The 16,137-nt window shown below is 63.1% G+C and carries 16 protein-coding genes; 12 read left to right on the top strand and 4 right to left on the bottom strand.

Annotated elements, in window-relative coordinates; genetic code table 11:
* Positions 1 to 2: 2 nt before the first annotated feature.
* The 5 genes from L598_RS03000 (at position 3) to L598_RS02980 (ending at position 5,500) form a co-directional block, all read left to right on the top strand.
* The gene (locus tag L598_RS03000) at positions 3 to 1,400 is read left to right on the top strand and encodes an NAD(P)(+) transhydrogenase (Re/Si-specific) subunit beta (protein WP_144860235.1); all 1,398 of its coding nucleotides are present in this window, start codon (positions 3 to 5) and stop codon (positions 1,398 to 1,400) included.
* Between the two features lie 170 nt (positions 1,401 to 1,570).
* Entirely contained in the window at positions 1,571 to 2,698 is a 1,128-nt protein-coding gene (locus L598_RS02995; RefSeq protein WP_144860232.1) for an extracellular solute-binding protein, read from the top strand.
* Positions 2,699 to 2,752: 54 nt separating this feature from the next.
* On the top strand, positions 2,753 to 3,820 hold the full coding sequence (locus L598_RS02990; RefSeq protein WP_144860229.1) for an ABC transporter ATP-binding protein: 1,068 nt from the start codon (positions 2,753 to 2,755) through the stop codon (positions 3,818 to 3,820).
* Complete coding sequence (locus L598_RS02985; RefSeq protein WP_144860227.1) at positions 3,813 to 4,694, top strand: ABC transporter permease; 882 nt, start codon at positions 3,813 to 3,815, stop codon at positions 4,692 to 4,694. Before L598_RS02990 ends, L598_RS02985 begins: the two co-directional genes overlap by 8 nt.
* Positions 4,691 to 5,500 (top strand): ABC transporter permease, encoded by an 810-nt coding sequence (locus tag L598_RS02980; protein WP_144860224.1) that lies wholly within the window; start codon positions 4,691 to 4,693, stop codon positions 5,498 to 5,500. Before L598_RS02985 ends, L598_RS02980 begins: the two co-directional genes overlap by 4 nt.
* A 7-nt stretch (positions 5,501 to 5,507) precedes the next feature.
* Here L598_RS02980 and L598_RS02975 read toward each other — a convergent pair whose 3' ends face one another.
* The 4 genes from L598_RS02975 to rpsU all read right to left on the bottom strand — a co-directional run bounded on the left by L598_RS02975 (position 5,508) and on the right by rpsU (position 8,381).
* Complete coding sequence (locus tag L598_RS02975) at positions 5,508 to 6,140, bottom strand: LysE family translocator (protein ID WP_144860221.1); 633 nt, start codon at positions 6,138 to 6,140, stop codon at positions 5,508 to 5,510.
* A 136-nt stretch (positions 6,141 to 6,276) separates the two neighbouring features.
* On the bottom strand, positions 6,277 to 6,756 hold the full coding sequence (locus L598_RS02970) for a DUF992 domain-containing protein (protein ID WP_144860218.1): 480 nt from the start codon (positions 6,754 to 6,756) through the stop codon (positions 6,277 to 6,279).
* Between the two features lie 394 nt (positions 6,757 to 7,150).
* A complete protein-coding gene (locus L598_RS02965) occupies positions 7,151 to 8,002 on the bottom strand; it encodes a tetratricopeptide repeat protein (RefSeq protein WP_144860215.1) in 852 nt (283 codons plus the stop codon).
* A 148-nt stretch (positions 8,003 to 8,150) separates the two neighbouring features.
* Positions 8,151 to 8,381 (bottom strand): 30S ribosomal protein S21, encoded by a 231-nt coding sequence (gene rpsU, locus L598_RS02960; RefSeq protein ID WP_144860212.1) that lies wholly within the window; start codon positions 8,379 to 8,381, stop codon positions 8,151 to 8,153.
* A gap of 538 nt (positions 8,382 to 8,919) precedes the next feature.
* On the opposite strand from rpsU, the gene L598_RS02955 reads away from it, so the two are divergent.
* The 7 genes from L598_RS02955 to L598_RS02925 all read left to right on the top strand — a co-directional run bounded on the left by L598_RS02955 (position 8,920) and on the right by L598_RS02925 (position 15,927).
* Positions 8,920 to 10,173 carry a sarcosine oxidase subunit beta gene (locus L598_RS02955; RefSeq protein ID WP_144860209.1) on the top strand — a complete coding sequence of 418 codons (1,254 nt, stop codon included), beginning with the start codon at positions 8,920 to 8,922 and terminating at the stop codon, positions 10,171 to 10,173.
* A 10-nt stretch (positions 10,174 to 10,183) separates the two neighbouring features.
* The gene (locus L598_RS02950) at positions 10,184 to 10,537 is read left to right on the top strand and encodes a cupin domain-containing protein (RefSeq protein ID WP_144860206.1); all 354 of its coding nucleotides are present in this window, start codon (positions 10,184 to 10,186) and stop codon (positions 10,535 to 10,537) included.
* Positions 10,538 to 10,541: 4 nt separating this feature from the next.
* Positions 10,542 to 10,835 (top strand): sarcosine oxidase subunit delta, encoded by a 294-nt coding sequence (locus tag L598_RS02945; protein ID WP_144860202.1) that lies wholly within the window; start codon positions 10,542 to 10,544, stop codon positions 10,833 to 10,835.
* A 40-nt stretch (positions 10,836 to 10,875) separates the two neighbouring features.
* On the top strand, positions 10,876 to 13,863 hold the full coding sequence (locus tag L598_RS02940; RefSeq protein WP_144860199.1) for a sarcosine oxidase subunit alpha: 2,988 nt from the start codon (positions 10,876 to 10,878) through the stop codon (positions 13,861 to 13,863).
* Positions 13,856 to 14,401, top strand: a complete 546-nt coding sequence (locus L598_RS02935; protein WP_144860196.1) for a sarcosine oxidase subunit gamma — start codon at positions 13,856 to 13,858, stop codon at positions 14,399 to 14,401. Before L598_RS02940 ends, L598_RS02935 begins: the two co-directional genes overlap by 8 nt.
* Positions 14,402 to 14,464: 63 nt before the next feature.
* Positions 14,465 to 14,785, top strand: a complete 321-nt coding sequence (locus L598_RS02930) for a hypothetical protein (RefSeq protein WP_144860193.1) — start codon at positions 14,465 to 14,467, stop codon at positions 14,783 to 14,785.
* A gap of 158 nt (positions 14,786 to 14,943) precedes the next feature.
* Positions 14,944 to 15,927, top strand: a complete 984-nt coding sequence (locus L598_RS02925) for a DUF2156 domain-containing protein (RefSeq protein WP_144860190.1) — start codon at positions 14,944 to 14,946, stop codon at positions 15,925 to 15,927.
* The last annotated feature ends 210 nt before the right edge of the window (positions 15,928 to 16,137 follow it).

Raw genomic sequence — 16,137 nt, 5'->3', positions numbered from 1 at the left:
CTTTGTCTCAGAATATCGCGGCCTTCCTCTATCTCGTCTCGGGCGTTCTCTTCATCATGGCGCTCCGAGGCCTGTCGCATCCCACGACCAGCCGCCAGGGCAATATCTACGGCATGGTCGGCATGGGGATCGCCATCCTCACCACGCTCGCCATTGCGACACCGTCCGCAGGCGGCTTCGCCCTGATCCTGTTGGGATTGGCCATTGGCGGCGGCGCCGGCGCCTATATCGCGCGCGGCATCGCCATGACAAAGATGCCGCAGCTTGTCGCGGCATTCCACTCCCTGGTCGGTCTTGCAGCGGTGATGGTGGCGGCGGCCGCGCTTTATGCGCCGGAAAGCTTCGGCATCGGCACGATCGGGGCCATCCATGCCCAGGCCCTTGTCGAGATGTCGCTGGGCGTGGCCATCGGCGCCATAACCTTCACCGGCTCGATTATCGCCTTTCTCAAGCTCGACGGGCGCATGTCGGGCAAGCCGATCCTCCTGCCCGCGCGCCACATCGTCAATGCGGCGATCGGGGTTGCACTTGTCGTGCTCGTCATCATGCTGGTGACGACGCAGAGCCACACGGTCTTCTGGCTGATCGTTCTCCTGTCGCTGGTGCTCGGCGTGCTCATCATCATCCCGATCGGCGGTGCTGACATGCCGGTCGTCGTGTCGATGCTCAACTCCTATTCCGGCTGGGCCGCCGCCGGCATCGGCTTCACGCTCGGCAACCTGGCGCTCATCATCACCGGCGCGCTGGTGGGTTCGTCGGGCGCGATCCTGTCCTACATCATGTGCAAGGGCATGAACCGCTCCTTCGTCTCCGTCATTCTGGGCGGTTTCGGCGGCGAGACCACGGCTGCCGCGGAAGACGGCATCGAACGGACGGTCAAGCAAGGTTCGGCCGATGACGCGGCCTATCTGATGATGAACGCGCAGAAGGTCATCATCGTGCCCGGCTACGGCATGGCCGTGGCGCAGGCTCAGCATGCCCTGCGTGAGATGGCCGACAAGCTCAAGGCCAATGGAGTGGAGGTGAAATACGCCATCCATCCGGTCGCGGGCCGTATGCCCGGCCATATGAACGTGCTGCTGGCCGAAGCGCAGGTTCCCTATGATGAGGTCTTCGAACTCGAGGACATCAATTCCGAGTTCGCGCAGGCCGATGTCGCCTATGTCATCGGCGCCAATGACGTGACCAACCCCGCCGCGCGCGACGACAAGTCGTCGCCGATCTATGGCATGCCGATCCTCGATGTGGACAAGGCGCGCACCTGCCTCTTCGTCAAGCGCTCGCTCGGCTCCGGCTATGCCGGCATCGACAACACGCTGTTCTACAAGGACGGCACCATGATGCTGCTCGGCGACGCCAAGAAGATGACCGAGGACATCGTCAAGGCGATGGATCACTGAACGGCTCCAGCCGCTCTTTGTCCAACGCCCGGCCCTACGGCCGGGCATCCCGCTTTCCATTCACGAAAACATAAGCCGGCTCACTTGCCGGATTGCACTTTCATTGTCATCGAAATGTATCATAGTGAAAATAAACGCAATCGATAGGCAACCAACAGAGAGAACTTCCGATGACAATGATCAAACGGCGCACGCTTCTGAAAAGTGCCGCGGCGACCGCCGGCCTGACGCTGGCGGCCCCCTTCGTTTCCCGCAGGGGTTTCGCGCAGGGATCTTCCGGCTCGGTCAACATCTTCGCCTGGGCGGGCTACATCAATGACGAGATTCTGGCAGCCTTCGAATCCGCCACCGGCATCAAGCCGAACTACACGCCTTACGGCACCAATGACGAGCTCCTGAACCAGCTCCGCGCCAACAACGGCACGGGCTTCGATATCATCTGGCCGTCGGTCGACCGCGTGCCCAATTATGTAGAGTTTGGGCTGGTCCAGCCGATCGACGAGTCCAAGGTCGAGGTCTCCCGCTGCTTGGCGAGCGCCTGGGAGAATTCCGCAAAATTCGGCGCGGTGGTGGACGGCAAGCGCTATCAGGTGCCGACCGATTGGGGCACGGAGGCGCTTGCCTTCGACAAGGAGCAGGCTCCGCTGGAATACGGCACCGCCTCCTACGGCGACATCTGGAAAGAGGAGATGGCTGGCAAGGCCACCGTGCGCGCCCATTCGAGCCTCGTCGGCCTCGGCCTGTGGCTGGAGGCGGAAGGCAAGCTGCCGCGTCCTCTGCTCGACGCCTTCTCCGATCCCGACGCGCAGGTCGAGATCTTTGACGTGATCCTTGCCGAGGCCATCGCGCGCAAGGGCAACATCATGCAGTTCTGGAACAACGAGAACGAAGCTCAGGGCGCGTTCCGTGTGAATGGCGCGGCCATCGGCCAGACCTGGGATTCCTCGGCCGCCGCTCTGGCCAAGGAGGGGCTGTCCGTTGGCTTCATCGCGCCGAAGGAAGGTGCTCTCGCCTGGATGGAAGGCGTCTCGATCCCGGCCGGAGCGGAGAATGTCGAGCAAGCCTATGCCTTCATCAACTGGTTCCTGACCCCGGAAGCCGGTGCGCTCTACACCAACGCCACCTCGATCAACTCGACGGCGGTCGGTGCGGCCGACCTGCTTTCGGACGACGCCAAGGCTTTCTTCGCCGCCGCCTATCCCGACGACGCGCTCGACAAGCTGTGGTGGTGGCCGATCCAGGAGAGCTGGTACGTCACCAAGCGAAACGAATATCAGGACCGCTTCCTCTCGGCCTGATACCTTTGCGGGAGGGGCCGCGAGCGGCCCCTCCCGCCCACCCAGAGGGGGACGATGTCCTATTCCGTCGAGCTTCACCAGGTCGGCATGACCTTTGGTGCGACCCGTGCCGTGGACGACGTGACATTCATCGTCGAAGGCGGCGAGTTCTTCTCTATTCTCGGCCCGTCCGGCTGCGGCAAGACGACGATCCTGCGCATGATCGCCGGCTTCCTGCAGCCGACCGAGGGGCGTATCCTGATCGGCGGCCGCGACATGGCCGGCCTCGGCCCCAACCAGCGGCCGACGGCGATGATCTTCCAGTCACTGGCGCTGTTTCCGCTGATGCCCGTGTGGGAGAACATCGCCTTCGGGCTGGAGGCGCGCGGCGCGTCCAAGGCGGAAAGGCGAAGGAAAGCCGACGAATTGCTCAAGCTGATCGCGCTGGAGGGGTTCGGCGACCGCATGCCGGGTGAGCTTTCCGGCGGCCAGCGGCAGCGCGTGGCAATCGCGCGCGCTCTTGCGGTCGAGCCGCAGGTGCTGCTGCTCGATGAGCCTCTTTCGGCGCTTGACCTGAAGCTGCGCCAGCACATGCGCGCCGAGCTTCGCGCGCTCCAGAAGCGCACGGGCGTCACCTTCATCTACATCACCCACGACCAGTCGGAGGCGCTTGCCATGTCCGACCGCATCGCGGTGATGTCGGCGGGCGTGTTGCAGCAGGTCGGCGCGCCACGCGACCTCTATGACAATCCTGCGACGCCCTTCGTCGCCACCTTTGTCGGCGAGACCAACGCCATTTCCGGCAAGGTGATGGCCGTGGAGAACGGGATTGCCTCGGTCGAGACAGGGCTCGGCGTCCTGCGCGGGCGCGCCGGGCCGGGCGTTTCGGCAGGGCAGGGCGCGAAGCTCTATGTGCGGCCCGAGGCCTTGGTGCCGGGCGCCGGAGGCGACAACACGCTTTCCGCCAGCATCGAGCGCATCGACTTCGAGGGCGCATTCGCCCTCGCGCATGGCCGCTTCGATGACGGCGCGGCGCTGATCGCCTCCATCCCATCGACCGATCTTTCCAGCGCGCCGGAGATCGGCAGCCGCGCCTCCTTCGGTTTTGCCTCCAGCCATGCGGTGGTGCTGCCCGATGGCTGAACTTTACAGGCGTTTCGGCGGCGGTCTCGCCACCGTCTTCGTGGGGCTCGTTTTCCTGTGGCTGGCTGGCATGGTGCTTGCGCCCAATGTGATGATGATCGACTACGCGCTGAGGCCCAACCTGCCGCCGGCGCAGGTCGGCGGGCCGGACGATGTCTATTCGCTCGACAACATCCTCTATCTTGCAAAGGAAGGCGTGCACCGCGCCATCTTCTTCAAAACCGTGTGGGCCAGCGCCTTCGTCGCTTTCGCCACCTTCGTGGTCTGCTACCCGCTTGCCTACTGGCTCGCCCAGCACGCCACGCCCGGTCAGTTGGGAATTGCGCTTCTGGCGCTGACGATCCCCTTCTGGATCAACGAGGTGCTGCGTACGCTCGCCTGGTACATCCTGCTCGCTTTCCGCGGGCCCCTCAACGCGGCGCTGCTGGGCATCGGCATCATCGACCAGCCGGTGCGCTGGTACGGCAATGCCGGCGTGCTGGCCGGCATGGTCTATGCCTACATTCTCTTCATGCTGTTCCCGATCTACAATTCGATCGAGAGCCTGGAGAAAGCACAGATCGAAGCCGCGCGCGACCTTGGCGCCTCGACCTGGCGCATCCATTGGCGCGTGGTGATGCCGCATGCAAAGGCCGGCATCGCGACCGGCTGCGTCTTCACCTTCATGCTGGCCGCCGGCTCCTATGTCGCGCCGGCGCTGCTCGGCGCGCCCGGCAGCCGCTGGTTCACCGAGATCATCTATAACTGGTTCTTCGAAGGCGGGGACTGGAACCGGGGAGCGGCCTATGCGCTGGTGCTTCTGGTGCTGTGCCTGGTGGTGGTGCTAGCGACGCTGAAGCTTGCCCGCGTCAACCTGACGGATGTGGCGAAATGATCCGGGCCGACCGCATCTCGCGCTTCCTGTTCGGCCTCTACCTGGCGGCATTCTTCGTATACTTGTTCGCGCCGCTGACGATCATGGCAGCGGCAACCTTCAACACGAGCCGCTTCCCGACAGTGACACCGTGGCAGGGCACCACGCTGCAATGGTTCGCCGAGCTCGCGAGGGACCGCGCCATGTGGCAATCGGTGTGGACCTCCCTTGTGGTCGCCTTTTTCGTGGTGCTGATCTCGCTGCCGATCGGCACGGCCGCCGCACTGATCCTCACCAGCCTGCATGCGCGGGCGCGCGGCTTCCTCTATGCGCTGATGGTTTCGCCGCTGCTGACACCCGGCGTGGTCATCGGCATCGCGACTCTGGTGCTATGGCGCCAGCTCGGCGTCGGCGGCGGGGTGTTCCTGATCGTCGTGGCGCAGACCAGCTTCATCATCTGCTATGTCATGCTGATGGTGGCGGCGCGGCTCCAGCGCTTCGACCGCACGCAGGAGGAGGCAGCACTCAGCCTCGGCGCGTCGAAGCTGATGGTGTTCCGGCGCATTCTCCTGCCCTTCCTCAGGCCGGCGCTGATTGCCGCGGCCTTCCTCGCCGTGCTGCAATCGATCGAGAATTACAACACCACGCTGTTCGTGCGCGGCTTCGAAACGCCGCTCACGGTGTTCATCGCCACCAAGGTGCGGACGGGCCTCACGCCCGCTGTCAACGCGCTGGCGCTGATCATGATCGCGATGACGGTGCTGGGCGCAGTCGCCTATGAGTTCGTGCGCCGCCGCCAGGCCGCAGCCGGCGCCCGCACTGGCTGAGCCATCCCTATCGCCTTGCTTCCGTTGCCATCCTGATCGCCAGGCCTGCCAGGACCGTGCCCATCAACCAGCGCTGGATATTCAGCCAAAGCGGGTTGCGAGCGAGGAAAAGCGAGATGGACCCGGCCATTATCGCAATGAAAGCATTGACCGTGACGCTGATCGCGATCTGTGTCGAGCCGAGCGCGACCGACTGGCCGAGCACGCTGCCGCGGGCAGGGTCGATAAACTGGGGCAGCAGCGACAGATAGACCATGGCGATCTTGGGATTGAGAAGATTGGTGAGGAACCCCATCATGAAAAGCTTCCCCGGTCGGTCCCTTGGCAATTCCCGGATATGAAACGGCGAACGTCCGCCGGGTTTTACGGCCTGCCAGGCAAGCCAGAGCAGATAGGCGGCCCCGGCGAGGCGCAGTGCGTCGTAGGCATAGGGAACGGCGAAGACCAGTGCCGTTATGCCGAAAGCGGCGCACAGCATGTAGAAGACGAAGCCCAGCGCCACGCCGCCAAGCGAAATCAGTCCGGCTTTGGGCCCCTGGCTGATGGAGCGCGAAACCAGATAGATCATGTTCGGGCCCGGCGTGAGCACCATTCCGAGCGCGATCAGGGCGAAGGCAACGAGATTGGCTGTTTCAGGCATTGTCCGCCCTTGAGAGACGATGATGTGTCACTTTCAGCGATTCCGGCGCATCGCCTCCAGGACAACGGAGCTTCAAGCAGGAAACGCGATGGCGAAAGTGCCATCGCGTTCCATCGCCTGATCCAGACCATGATCGTCAGTCGGCCACCGCGCGCAACTGGAAGGACGATACGCCGAGCGCGAGGTTCAGCCCCGTCTGCGCCTGCACGCTGACCGGCTGCAGTGTGAAGGTCTCATCCGAACCGCCCACGAGCACATTGGCTCCCGCGCCGACCACTGCCGACGCTTCGGCGCTCGCTCCGACATAGTCGCCGGCAAGAGCCCCCGGCGCATATGCATCGGCGGTCGGAGCCAGCACCAGCCATTGCATGACAGCATCGCCCGTCACGCCGACATCGAGGCCGAACTTGTTGACTACGCCGAAGTAGTTTTCCGGCGGTCGCTGGCCGCCGGCCGGGGTGAAGGTGCAAGCAAGATCCTTGGAGGAGCCGACAACGAAGCCCGCGCCGCCTTCGATGAGGCAGTCGAGCATGCCCAATTCCACGCGATCCTGCGAAAGAGCGGGTGTGACGGCAAGCGTCATCAGCGCCGCAGCGGTCAATATCTGTTTCCTCATAGGTAAAATCCCTGTTGATGTCCCTGTCGTCTGGCAAAACCCGTGGGTGCGGTGTCTGGTTCCAGAAAGACATGCAACAGATGTGAATGACGCCAGAAGTTGCGACAAAATCCGGTTTCAAACAGGCTCGGCCTTGGCTAATGTCCGACGCATGAAGACATTTGCCGCACTCCTCGCCCTGACGATAGCTGCCGCAGTGCTCTCAGGCTGCGGCGGGTCCCCTATGTCCGTGGAATCCCGAACGGGCGCGTCGCGCGAGCTGACGCTGGAGGACAAGATGAAGATCAAACGTCAGATCGTCCGCTCGCGGGCTTCCGGCAGGTAGCTCTCGAAGCCGATCTGTCCGCGTCTCTCCCGGTCGCCCTGGTCCTGGCGGTGCCTTACACGAACCGCGTCAGGAACTGCGGGTTCTGAGGAGGCCGTCCTGTGCCGGCTTGTAATTGGGGTCCAGTTGCGCCGCCCGGGCATAGGACTTCGCCGCCTTGGCTGTCTCGCCGCGCTGTTCGTAAACCAGGGCCTGGTTGGCCCAGCTTTCAGCAACCTTCTCGTCGAGGCGGATCGCGGTGTTGAAATCGGAGAACGCGTTCTCGTCGTCACCAAGCGCCAGATAGGAGATGCCGCGGCCATTGTAGCCATAGGGCTGGTTGGGAGCCAGCGAGATCGCCGTGGAAAAGTCCTCGATGGCGAACTGATGCTGTCCGCTCGCCTGATAGAGCAGGCCCCGGCGGTGATAGGCGCGGGGATCGGTGGTGTCGAGCTTGACCGCCCTGTCGAAGTCCTGGAATGCCTCGTTGGTGCGGCCGGCGAGCCGGTAGACCTCGCCGCGGCCGATATAGGCGGAATCGTAATTGGGATCGAGCTGGGTGGCGCGGTTGTAGTCTGCTATCGCCCGTTCCTGTTCGCCCATATAGCGATAGATCAATGCGCGATTGGCGTAGAATTGCGCCGAGTTCGGATCGAGCTGAATGGCGCGGTCGAAATCTTTCAGCGCCTCATTGTACCTGCCCGCCCGGCCATAGGCCGAACCGCGCACATTATAGGCCTGCGGATCGTTAGGGCTGCGCTGAATGACGGCGCTGAGTGAGCCGATGTTCTCTTCGGAGCCCTGCGCGGTGTCGATCCGCGTCAGGTCGGCAACCGGACCGCTGGAGGATTGGCAGGCGGCGAGCATGACCAATGCCGACAGCGCGAATATGAAATTGCCGCGCTTGATCAGATTGCTGCTGACGGCTGCTGAATTTTCCATCCCGGTCCCGCCTCTTCCTCTCGCAAAAAAATCTATGTCCCGTTGTCCGTCGGGTCCATCCTGGTCAACAAAAAAGGCGGCGACGATACATCGATCGCGCCACCCTTTGGCCGTTAACCTTCGAAAAGGACGAAATCTAGGCGCGGCCTCAACGGGCCGGCGCGCGTCCGCCGCCGACAAGACCCTCACGCTGGGCGCGCTTGCGGGCGAGCTTGCGGGCGCGGCGGACGGCCTCGGCCTTTTCGCGGGCGCGCTTCTCGGAGGGCTTTTCGTAGTGCCCGCGCATCTTCATCTCGCGGAAAATGCCTTCGCGCTGCATCTTTTTCTTCAGCGCGCGAAGCGCCTGGTCAACATTGTTGTCGCGGACGAGTACCTGCACCTGGTGATCCTGTCTAGCCGTTGATGACGAAAGGCACTGGGCAAAACCCTCATGCCTCCGCGGCGTTTCCACCGCGAAATGGGGCGGCTGATAGCAGAACAGCGCGACTTTGTCGAGGGAGATCGGCGGTAAAAATACCTGAAACCGCGCAGAGCTTCGGTATTTGGCAGCGGAATGTCCATGAACCACGATTTATGGAAATACCGCTACCTGCCACCCGAAACCGGACAACTGCCTGCCGTGAATCTCCGATCCGACGCAAAGCGGCAAGGCCCGTCGCAAACAGCGCAAAACTGGCAGAAGCTTTTGGCTAGTGTCCCGAAACCGAAATTCGTATCACTTCCGGGAGGCGCTAGGCGAATTCCGGTTTCGACAAGGACACTAGCAAGCTTATGATCCTGGTGTGGTTTTCGGATTGGAAATTCGTTTGTCGCCTTCGATCCATTGTATGACGAATTTCAAATCCACCACACCAGTGATAAAGCTCGCTTCAGCAATGCGCGTCCCCGTGCGCATTCAGCCGAGAGAGCCGAGACAGATGCGTAGATATTCCGTATTCGCCATAGCCCGCGAGGCCATGCGGGGCCACAGGGGATGGGAGGAGCAGTGGTCCTCGCCCGAGCCGCGAAAGGAATATGACGTCATCATCGTCGGTGCCGGCGGCCACGGGCTGGCGACGGCCTATTATCTCGCCAAGGAGCATGGCATCACCAATGTCGCGGTGCTGGAAAAGGGCTGGCTCGGCGGTGGCAATACAGGTCGCAACACAACCATCATCCGCTCCAACTACCTCTATGACGAAAGCGCGGCGATCTACGACCACGCCGTTAAGCTGTGGGACGGCCTGTCCCAGGACCTCAACTACAATGTCATGTATTCCCCGCGCGGCGTGATGATGCTGGCGCACAATGTCCATGACGTGCAGGTCTTCAAGCGTCATATCCATGCCAACCGACTGAACGGCGTGGACAATGAATGGCTGACGCCGGAACAGGCGAAGGAATACTGCCCGCCGCTCAACATCTCCAAAAATGCGCGTTACCCGGTCATGGGGGCGGCGCTGCAAAGGCGGGGTGGTACGGCGCGACACGACGCGGTCGCCTGGGGTTATGCGCGGGCAGCCTCCTCGCGCGGCGTGCATATCATCCAGAATTGCGAGGTCACCGGCATTCGCCGCTCCCCCAACGGGCATGTCACCGGCGTCGAGACGACGCGCGGCTTCGTCGGCGCGAAGAAGATCGGCGTCGTGGCCGCCGGCCATTCGTCGGTCATCATGCAGATGGCCGATCTCAGGATGCCGCTCGAATCCTATCCGCTGCAGGCACTGGTGTCCGAGCCGGTCAAGCCGGTCTTCCCCTGCGTCGTCATGTCGAACACGGTGCATGCCTATATTTCGCAGTCGGACAAGGGCGAACTCGTCATCGGTGCGGGGACGGACCAGTATACCTCCTATTCGCAAACGGGCGGCCTCCACATCATCCAGCACACGTTGGACGCAATCTGCGAGATGTTCCCCGTCTTCGCGCGCATGAAGATGCTGCGGAGCTGGGGCGGCATCGTCGATGTGACGCCGGACCGCTCGCCGATCCTTGCCAAGACGCCGGTGCCGGGCCTTTACGTCAATTGCGGCTGGGGTACGGGTGGCTTCAAGGCCACGCCCGGTTCCGGCCACGTCTTCGCCTACACCATCGCCAACGACAATCCGCATCCGATCAATGCGCCCTTCACGCTGGAGCGCTTCCGCACCGGCCGCCTGATCGACGAAGCCGCCGCGGCGGCCGTGGCGCATTAGGGAGAAAGCGATGCCCGAACCCGTCAATCTGGCGCAGAAGCTTTCGCTGTTCAGCGAGCATTGGTCGCCGAAGATCGTCGCCGCCTACAACGGCAACGACGTCATAGTGGTGAAGGTAAAGGGCGAGTTCGTCTGGCACTCGCATCCCGAAACGGACGATTTCTTCCTTGTCCTGAAGGGCAGGCTCACGATCAGGATGCGCGAAGGCGACGTCACGCTCGGTCCTGGCGAGCTTTATGTCGTCCCGAAGGGCGTGGAGCATTGCCCCGTCGCGGAAGAAGAAACCCATCTGCTTTTGATAGAGCCTGCCGGCACGCCCAATACGGGCGACCCGGAGACAGCCGTCGTCAAGGAGAAGATCTAGGTCCATGCTTCTCATCCGTTGTCCCTATTGCGAGGAAGAGCGTCCGGAGCTCGAATTCCGTCATGCCGGGGAGGCGCATATCGCGCGCCCCGCACCCATCACGGACATTTCGGACGATGACTTCGAGGGCTATTTCTTCATCCGTTCGAACCCGAAGGGCATCGTCTACGAGCGCTGGCGGCATATCCATGGCTGCGCGCGCTTCTTCAATGCGGTGCGCGACACCGTGAGCGACAAGTTCCTCATGACCTACAAGGCCGGAGAGCCGAAGCCGGAGTTGAAGGGGAGTTCTCGATGAGGCGACATAGGGCAGACACTTTGCCGGCTGGAGAATATTGATGTCCGAAACCTATCGCCTCTCCTCGGCCGGCCGTCTGACACCCGCCCGAACCGCCCGCTTCACCTTCGACGGCCAGTCCTATTCGGGCCTCGAAGGCGACACGCTCGCCTCTGCACTGCTGGCAAACGGCGTGCACCTGGTCGGCCGCTCGTTCAAGTATCATCGGCCGCGCGGCATCCTCTCGGCCGGTGCCGAGGAGCCGAATGCGCTGGTCGGCATCCATCGCGACGCCGCGCGCAAGACGCCGAATGTGCGGGCAACTGTCCAGGAGCTATATGACGGCCTGACCGCCGTTTCGCAGAACCGCTGGCCGTCGCTCGCCTTCGACGTGGGCGAGATGAACAACATTGCCTCCCCCATGTTCTCTGCCGGCTTCTACTACAAGACCTTCATGTGGCCGAAGGCCGCCTGGACGAAGTTTTACGAGCCGCGTATCCGTGAGGCGGCCGGCCTCGGCGTTGCACCCGACCAGCCGGACCCGGACCGTTACGGCCATTGCTATGCCCATTGCGACGTGCTGGTGATCGGCGGCGGTGCATCCGGCCTTGCCGCTGCGCTGGCGGCGGCGGAGACGGGCTGCCGCGTCATCCTTGCGGACGAGCAGGCCCAGGTCGGCGGCGCGCTGCGTTTCGAGGCGGGAGCGCGGATCGACGGCCAGGACGGCTGGGCATGGGCGCAAGAGGCTGCTGTGAAGCTGGCCACCATGGACAATGTCCGCCTGCTCACCCGCACCACGGCTTTCGGCTATTACGCTCAAAACATGGTCGGGCTTGTCGAGCGCGTCACCGAGCATGTGTCCGCGCCGGATGCGGCTGCACCGCGCGAGCGTCTGTGGGAAGTGCGCGCAAGGCGTGTCGTGCTCGCGACGGGCGCCATCGAGCGGCATATGGTCTTTGCCGACAACGACCGCCCCGGCATCATGCTTGCCTCGGCGGCGCGCGCTTATCTCAACCACTACGGCGTCGCGGTGGGCCGCAATGTCGGTGTCTATACCGCTACCGATTCGGCCTATGCGGCGGCAATCGACCTGCATAAAGCCGGTGTGAAGATCGCTGCGATCGTCGATGTTCGCGACGCGCCGGCCGGCCCGGCGGTGGAAGAGGCCAGCGCGCTCGGCATCGAGGTGCTCGTCGGCTGTATGGTGGTGAGGACTGGCGGCAGGCTGCGGGTCTCCTCTATCGCGGTGCAGCCGAAATCCGGCGGCTCGACGCGTGTTATTCCTGTCGATGCGCTGCTGACTTCCTCCGGCTGGACGCCGGCCGTCCATCTCTTCTCGCAATCGCGCGGCAAGCTCGCCTTTGATGAGGCGACCCAGCGCTTCTTGCCGGGCGAATATGCTCAAGATGCTGTTTCCGTCGGCGCCTGCAACGGCACGGATGATCTGGCGTCCGTGATCGAGGAGGCAGTCGCGGCGGGCGAGAAGGCTGCTCGGGAAAGCAGCGGGAAAAAAGGTAAACCCGTCAGCATCAAGGCTGAAACCTCGGAAAACTGGACCGGCGGCATGCTGGGTTCGATTCCGGGCGAGGACTCCAATGCCAAGGCCTTCGTGGATTTCCAGAACGACGTGACGGCGAAGGATATCCGCCTTGCGGTGCGCGAGGGCATGCGCTCCATCGAGCATGTCAAGCGCTTCACCACCAACGGCATGGCGACCGACCAGGGCAAGACCTCCAACATGCACGGTCTGGCAATCGCGGCCGAGACGCTCGGCAAGCCGATCCCGCAGGTGGGTCTCACCACCTTCCGCCCGCCCTATACGCCGGTCACCTTCGGTGCGCTGGTCGGCCATGCGCGCGGAGCCTTGTTCGAGCCGACACGCCGCACCGCCATGCATTCCTGGGCCGAAAGTCATGGAGCCGTCTTCGAGGATGTCGGCCAGTGGAAGCGGGCCTGGTATTTCCCGAATCCGGGCGAGGACATGCATGCGGCCGTCAATCGCGAATGCAAGGCGGTCAGGACCACGGCAGGCATCTTCGACGCCTCCACGCTCGGCAAGATCGAGGTGGTCGGGCCGGATGCCGCCGCCTTCATGGAACTACTCTACACCAATCCGTGGCAGAAGCTCGAGGTCGGCCGCTGCCGCTACGGGGTCATGCTGCGCGAGGATGGCTTCATCTATGACGACGGCGTTGTCGGCCGGCTTGCGCCGGACCGCTTCCATGTGACGACAACGACCGGCGGCGCGGCGCGGGTGCTCAACCACATGGAGGACTATCTCCAGACCGAGTTCCCCGATCTCAAGGTCTGGCTGACTTCCATCTCCGAGCAATGGGCCGTCATTGCGGTGCAGGGACCGAAGAGCCGTGAGATCATCGCCCCGCTGGTCAAGGGCATCGACATTTCCGACGAGGCGATGCCGCACATGTCGGTGCGTGAAGGCAGGATCTGCGGCGTGCCGACCCGGCTTTTCCGCATGTCGTTCTCCGGCGAACGCGGCTTCGAGATCAATGTGCCGGCCGACTATGGACTTGCCGTCTGGGAAGCCGTCTGGGCCGAGGGGCAGAAGCATGACGCCGTCGCCTATGGCACCGAGACGATGCATGTCCTGCGCGCCGAAAAGGGCTTCATCATCGTCGGGCAGGATACCGACGGCACGGTGACGCCAAACGATGCCGGGCTCGACTGGGCCATCGGCAAGAAGAAGAGCGATTTCGTTGGCATTCGCGGACTGATGCGCCCCGACCTGACCGCCAAGGGACGCAAGCAGCTTGTCGGGCTGAGGACAAGGGACCCGAAGACGGTGCTCGAGGAAGGGGCGCAGATCGTTGCCGATCCGAAGCAGCCGGTGCCGATGAAGATGATCGGTCATGTGACTTCCTCCTACTGGTCGGAGAATTGCGGCCATTCGATCGCGCTTGCGCTCATTGCCGATGGCCGGGCGCGCATGGGCGAAAGGCTCTTCGTGCCGATGCCGGACAAGGTGATCGAAGTGGAAGTGGTGTCGCCGATCTTCTTCGACGAGAAAGGGGAGCATCTCCATGGTTGAGGTCGCACGCAGAACGCTCGCGCTTGCCGGCCGTCATGCGGCGGGCGAGGGCGTCACCGTGGTTCCTGGCGAGCCGGCAAGCCGGATTTCCCTGCGCGCACCGGATGCCAGCATCGCCGCGCTTTCCAAGGCGCTCGGCGTGAAGCTTCCGCAGAAGCCGAAAGCATCCGCGGCATCGGGATCGCGCATGGCGCTCTGGCTCGGCCCCGACGAATGGCTGATCATCGACGAGGACGAGGCCGACCTTGCCGCCGCCCTGTCCAGGGTCAGGGCGCTCCATTCCGCGGTCGATGTTTCGCATCGCAATCTCGCGATCTTCGTCTCCGGCCCGAATGCCGAGGCGGTGCTGAACGGCGGCTGTCCGCAGGACCTTTCCCTTGAGGCATTTCCCGTGGGTGCCTGCTCCCGGACCGTGCTCGGCAAGGCAGAAATCGTGCTGTTGCGCACGGACGAGCAGACATTCCGCGTCGAGTGCTGGCGTTCCTTCTCCGACTATGTCTTCACCTTCCTTTCGGAGGCGGCGCGCGACGCGGCATAAATCCTCGATGGCGGGAACCCGGACGCGGTCGGCTGCGTTTCTTTGCAAATGGAGAAACATCGAATGTCCGATGCGAAGAAGGGGCCGAAATCCCGCCAGATCAAGGACAAACCCGGCCGGCGGGAACGGGATGCGCAGGTCGAGGAAGAGGAACTCGAGCAAGGCCTGGAAGACACCTTTCCGGCAAGCGACCCCGTATCGGTGACGGGCACAACCCGCACCGGCGGTCCGGATGAACACCGGAAGACGCTTCCGCCGAAAAAGAAGGCCGAGAATCTCGAGGAGGAATTGCAGGAGGGGCTCGAGGATACGTTTCCGGCCAGTGATGCCGTTTCCGCCACCTCGTCTATCCATGCAGGGCGGCCTGCCCGCGGGAAGAAATAGCCGCAGCTTTCGCGCGGCATCCGCGCCGCTTTCCGGTGCCGAGTCGGGGCACGTTTTTCCAAGGCGGAGTTGACAGCGGCCAGTGTGATCGGTCTTGTCGCATGTGATGCGGCCGCCAGGCCGATTCCGCCTGCGATATTCGTTCTAAAGTCTCCCTGATGCACCAAATAGACGTTTCCTCGCGCCACCGGCTTCTCGAGCGCCATGGCGATTTCGTGCTCGCCTATTCCGTCGCGCATCAGCCGGGCCTTTTGCATTTCGGCGACGAGCAGGGCTTTCTCAGCTACAAGATGGTCGGCAGCGCGGCCTTTGTCCTCGCCGATCCCCTGGCTCCAAGGGAGCGTCGGGGCGCGCTGATCGACGCCTTCATCGCCGAGAAGGGCGATGTGAGCTTCTGGCAGACCACGCATGGCATGGCAAAGCTGCTTGCCGAGCGCGGCTTCTTCGTCAACGAGCTTGGCGCGGAAACCTTCGTCGATCTCCGTTCCTATGACTTTGCCGGGCCAAGGCGGCGCAGCTTCCGCACCGCGGTGAATCGTTTTACGCGCAGCGGCCATGTGGTCGAGGAGATGTCGCTCGGCGATCTTGATCCCGGGCGTGTGCGCGCGATCTCCGAAGGCTGGCGTCGTACTCGCACGACCAAGAGCCGCGAGCTTTCCTTTCTCGTGCGGCCGGTCGTGCTCGACGACGAGCCGGGCGTGCGCAAATTCTTCATCCTCGACAGGGACCGGCAACCGGTCGCCTTCGCCTTTTTCGATCCGCTTTACCGCGACGGCAGGCTGATCGGCTATCTTTCCGCCACGCGGCGCTGGTTGCCGGAAACCGATTCCCTTGCCACCTATTTCCTCCTGCGGACGGCGATCGAGAAATTCCAGTCCGAAGGCATCGAAACCCTGTATCTCGGCATCATGCCCTTCCGGCGGATCGAGGATAAGGAATTCACCAAGAACTGGCTGATCAGGCGCGCTTTCCGCTTCATCTATACCAACGCGCTCGCAAACCGCTTCGTCTATCCGACAAAGACTTTGGCACAGCACAAGGAGAGCTATGGCGGTGACATCCGACAGACCTATTGCGCGATCAACACCGAGCCTGCCCTGCCGCGGCTGCTGAAGCTCCTGCGCGTCTTGCGGATTGTTTAGGGTCAAGGCCTATTGATCCTCCATACCCCCACCTCGTCTCGCAATCCTTCGCTCTGCTCCCGATTGCTCGCCGACCCTCCCCCTCAAAGGACAGGGTGAACCGCGGCACATGCCTCCCCGTTGCCGGTCTGGCCATTGAGAGAATGAGGGCAGTCGGGAAGCGGGGCGCGAGGGCCGTGCCTTCCGAATAGTAAGTAGTGACACGATCCT

The sequence above is a fragment of the Mesorhizobium sp. J18 genome (assembly GCF_007829525.1).
Taxonomy (GTDB): domain Bacteria; phylum Pseudomonadota; class Alphaproteobacteria; order Rhizobiales; family Rhizobiaceae; genus VLJP01.
Note: the sequence above shows the minus strand (reverse complement) of the source record. Positions and strands in the feature narration are given on the sequence as shown.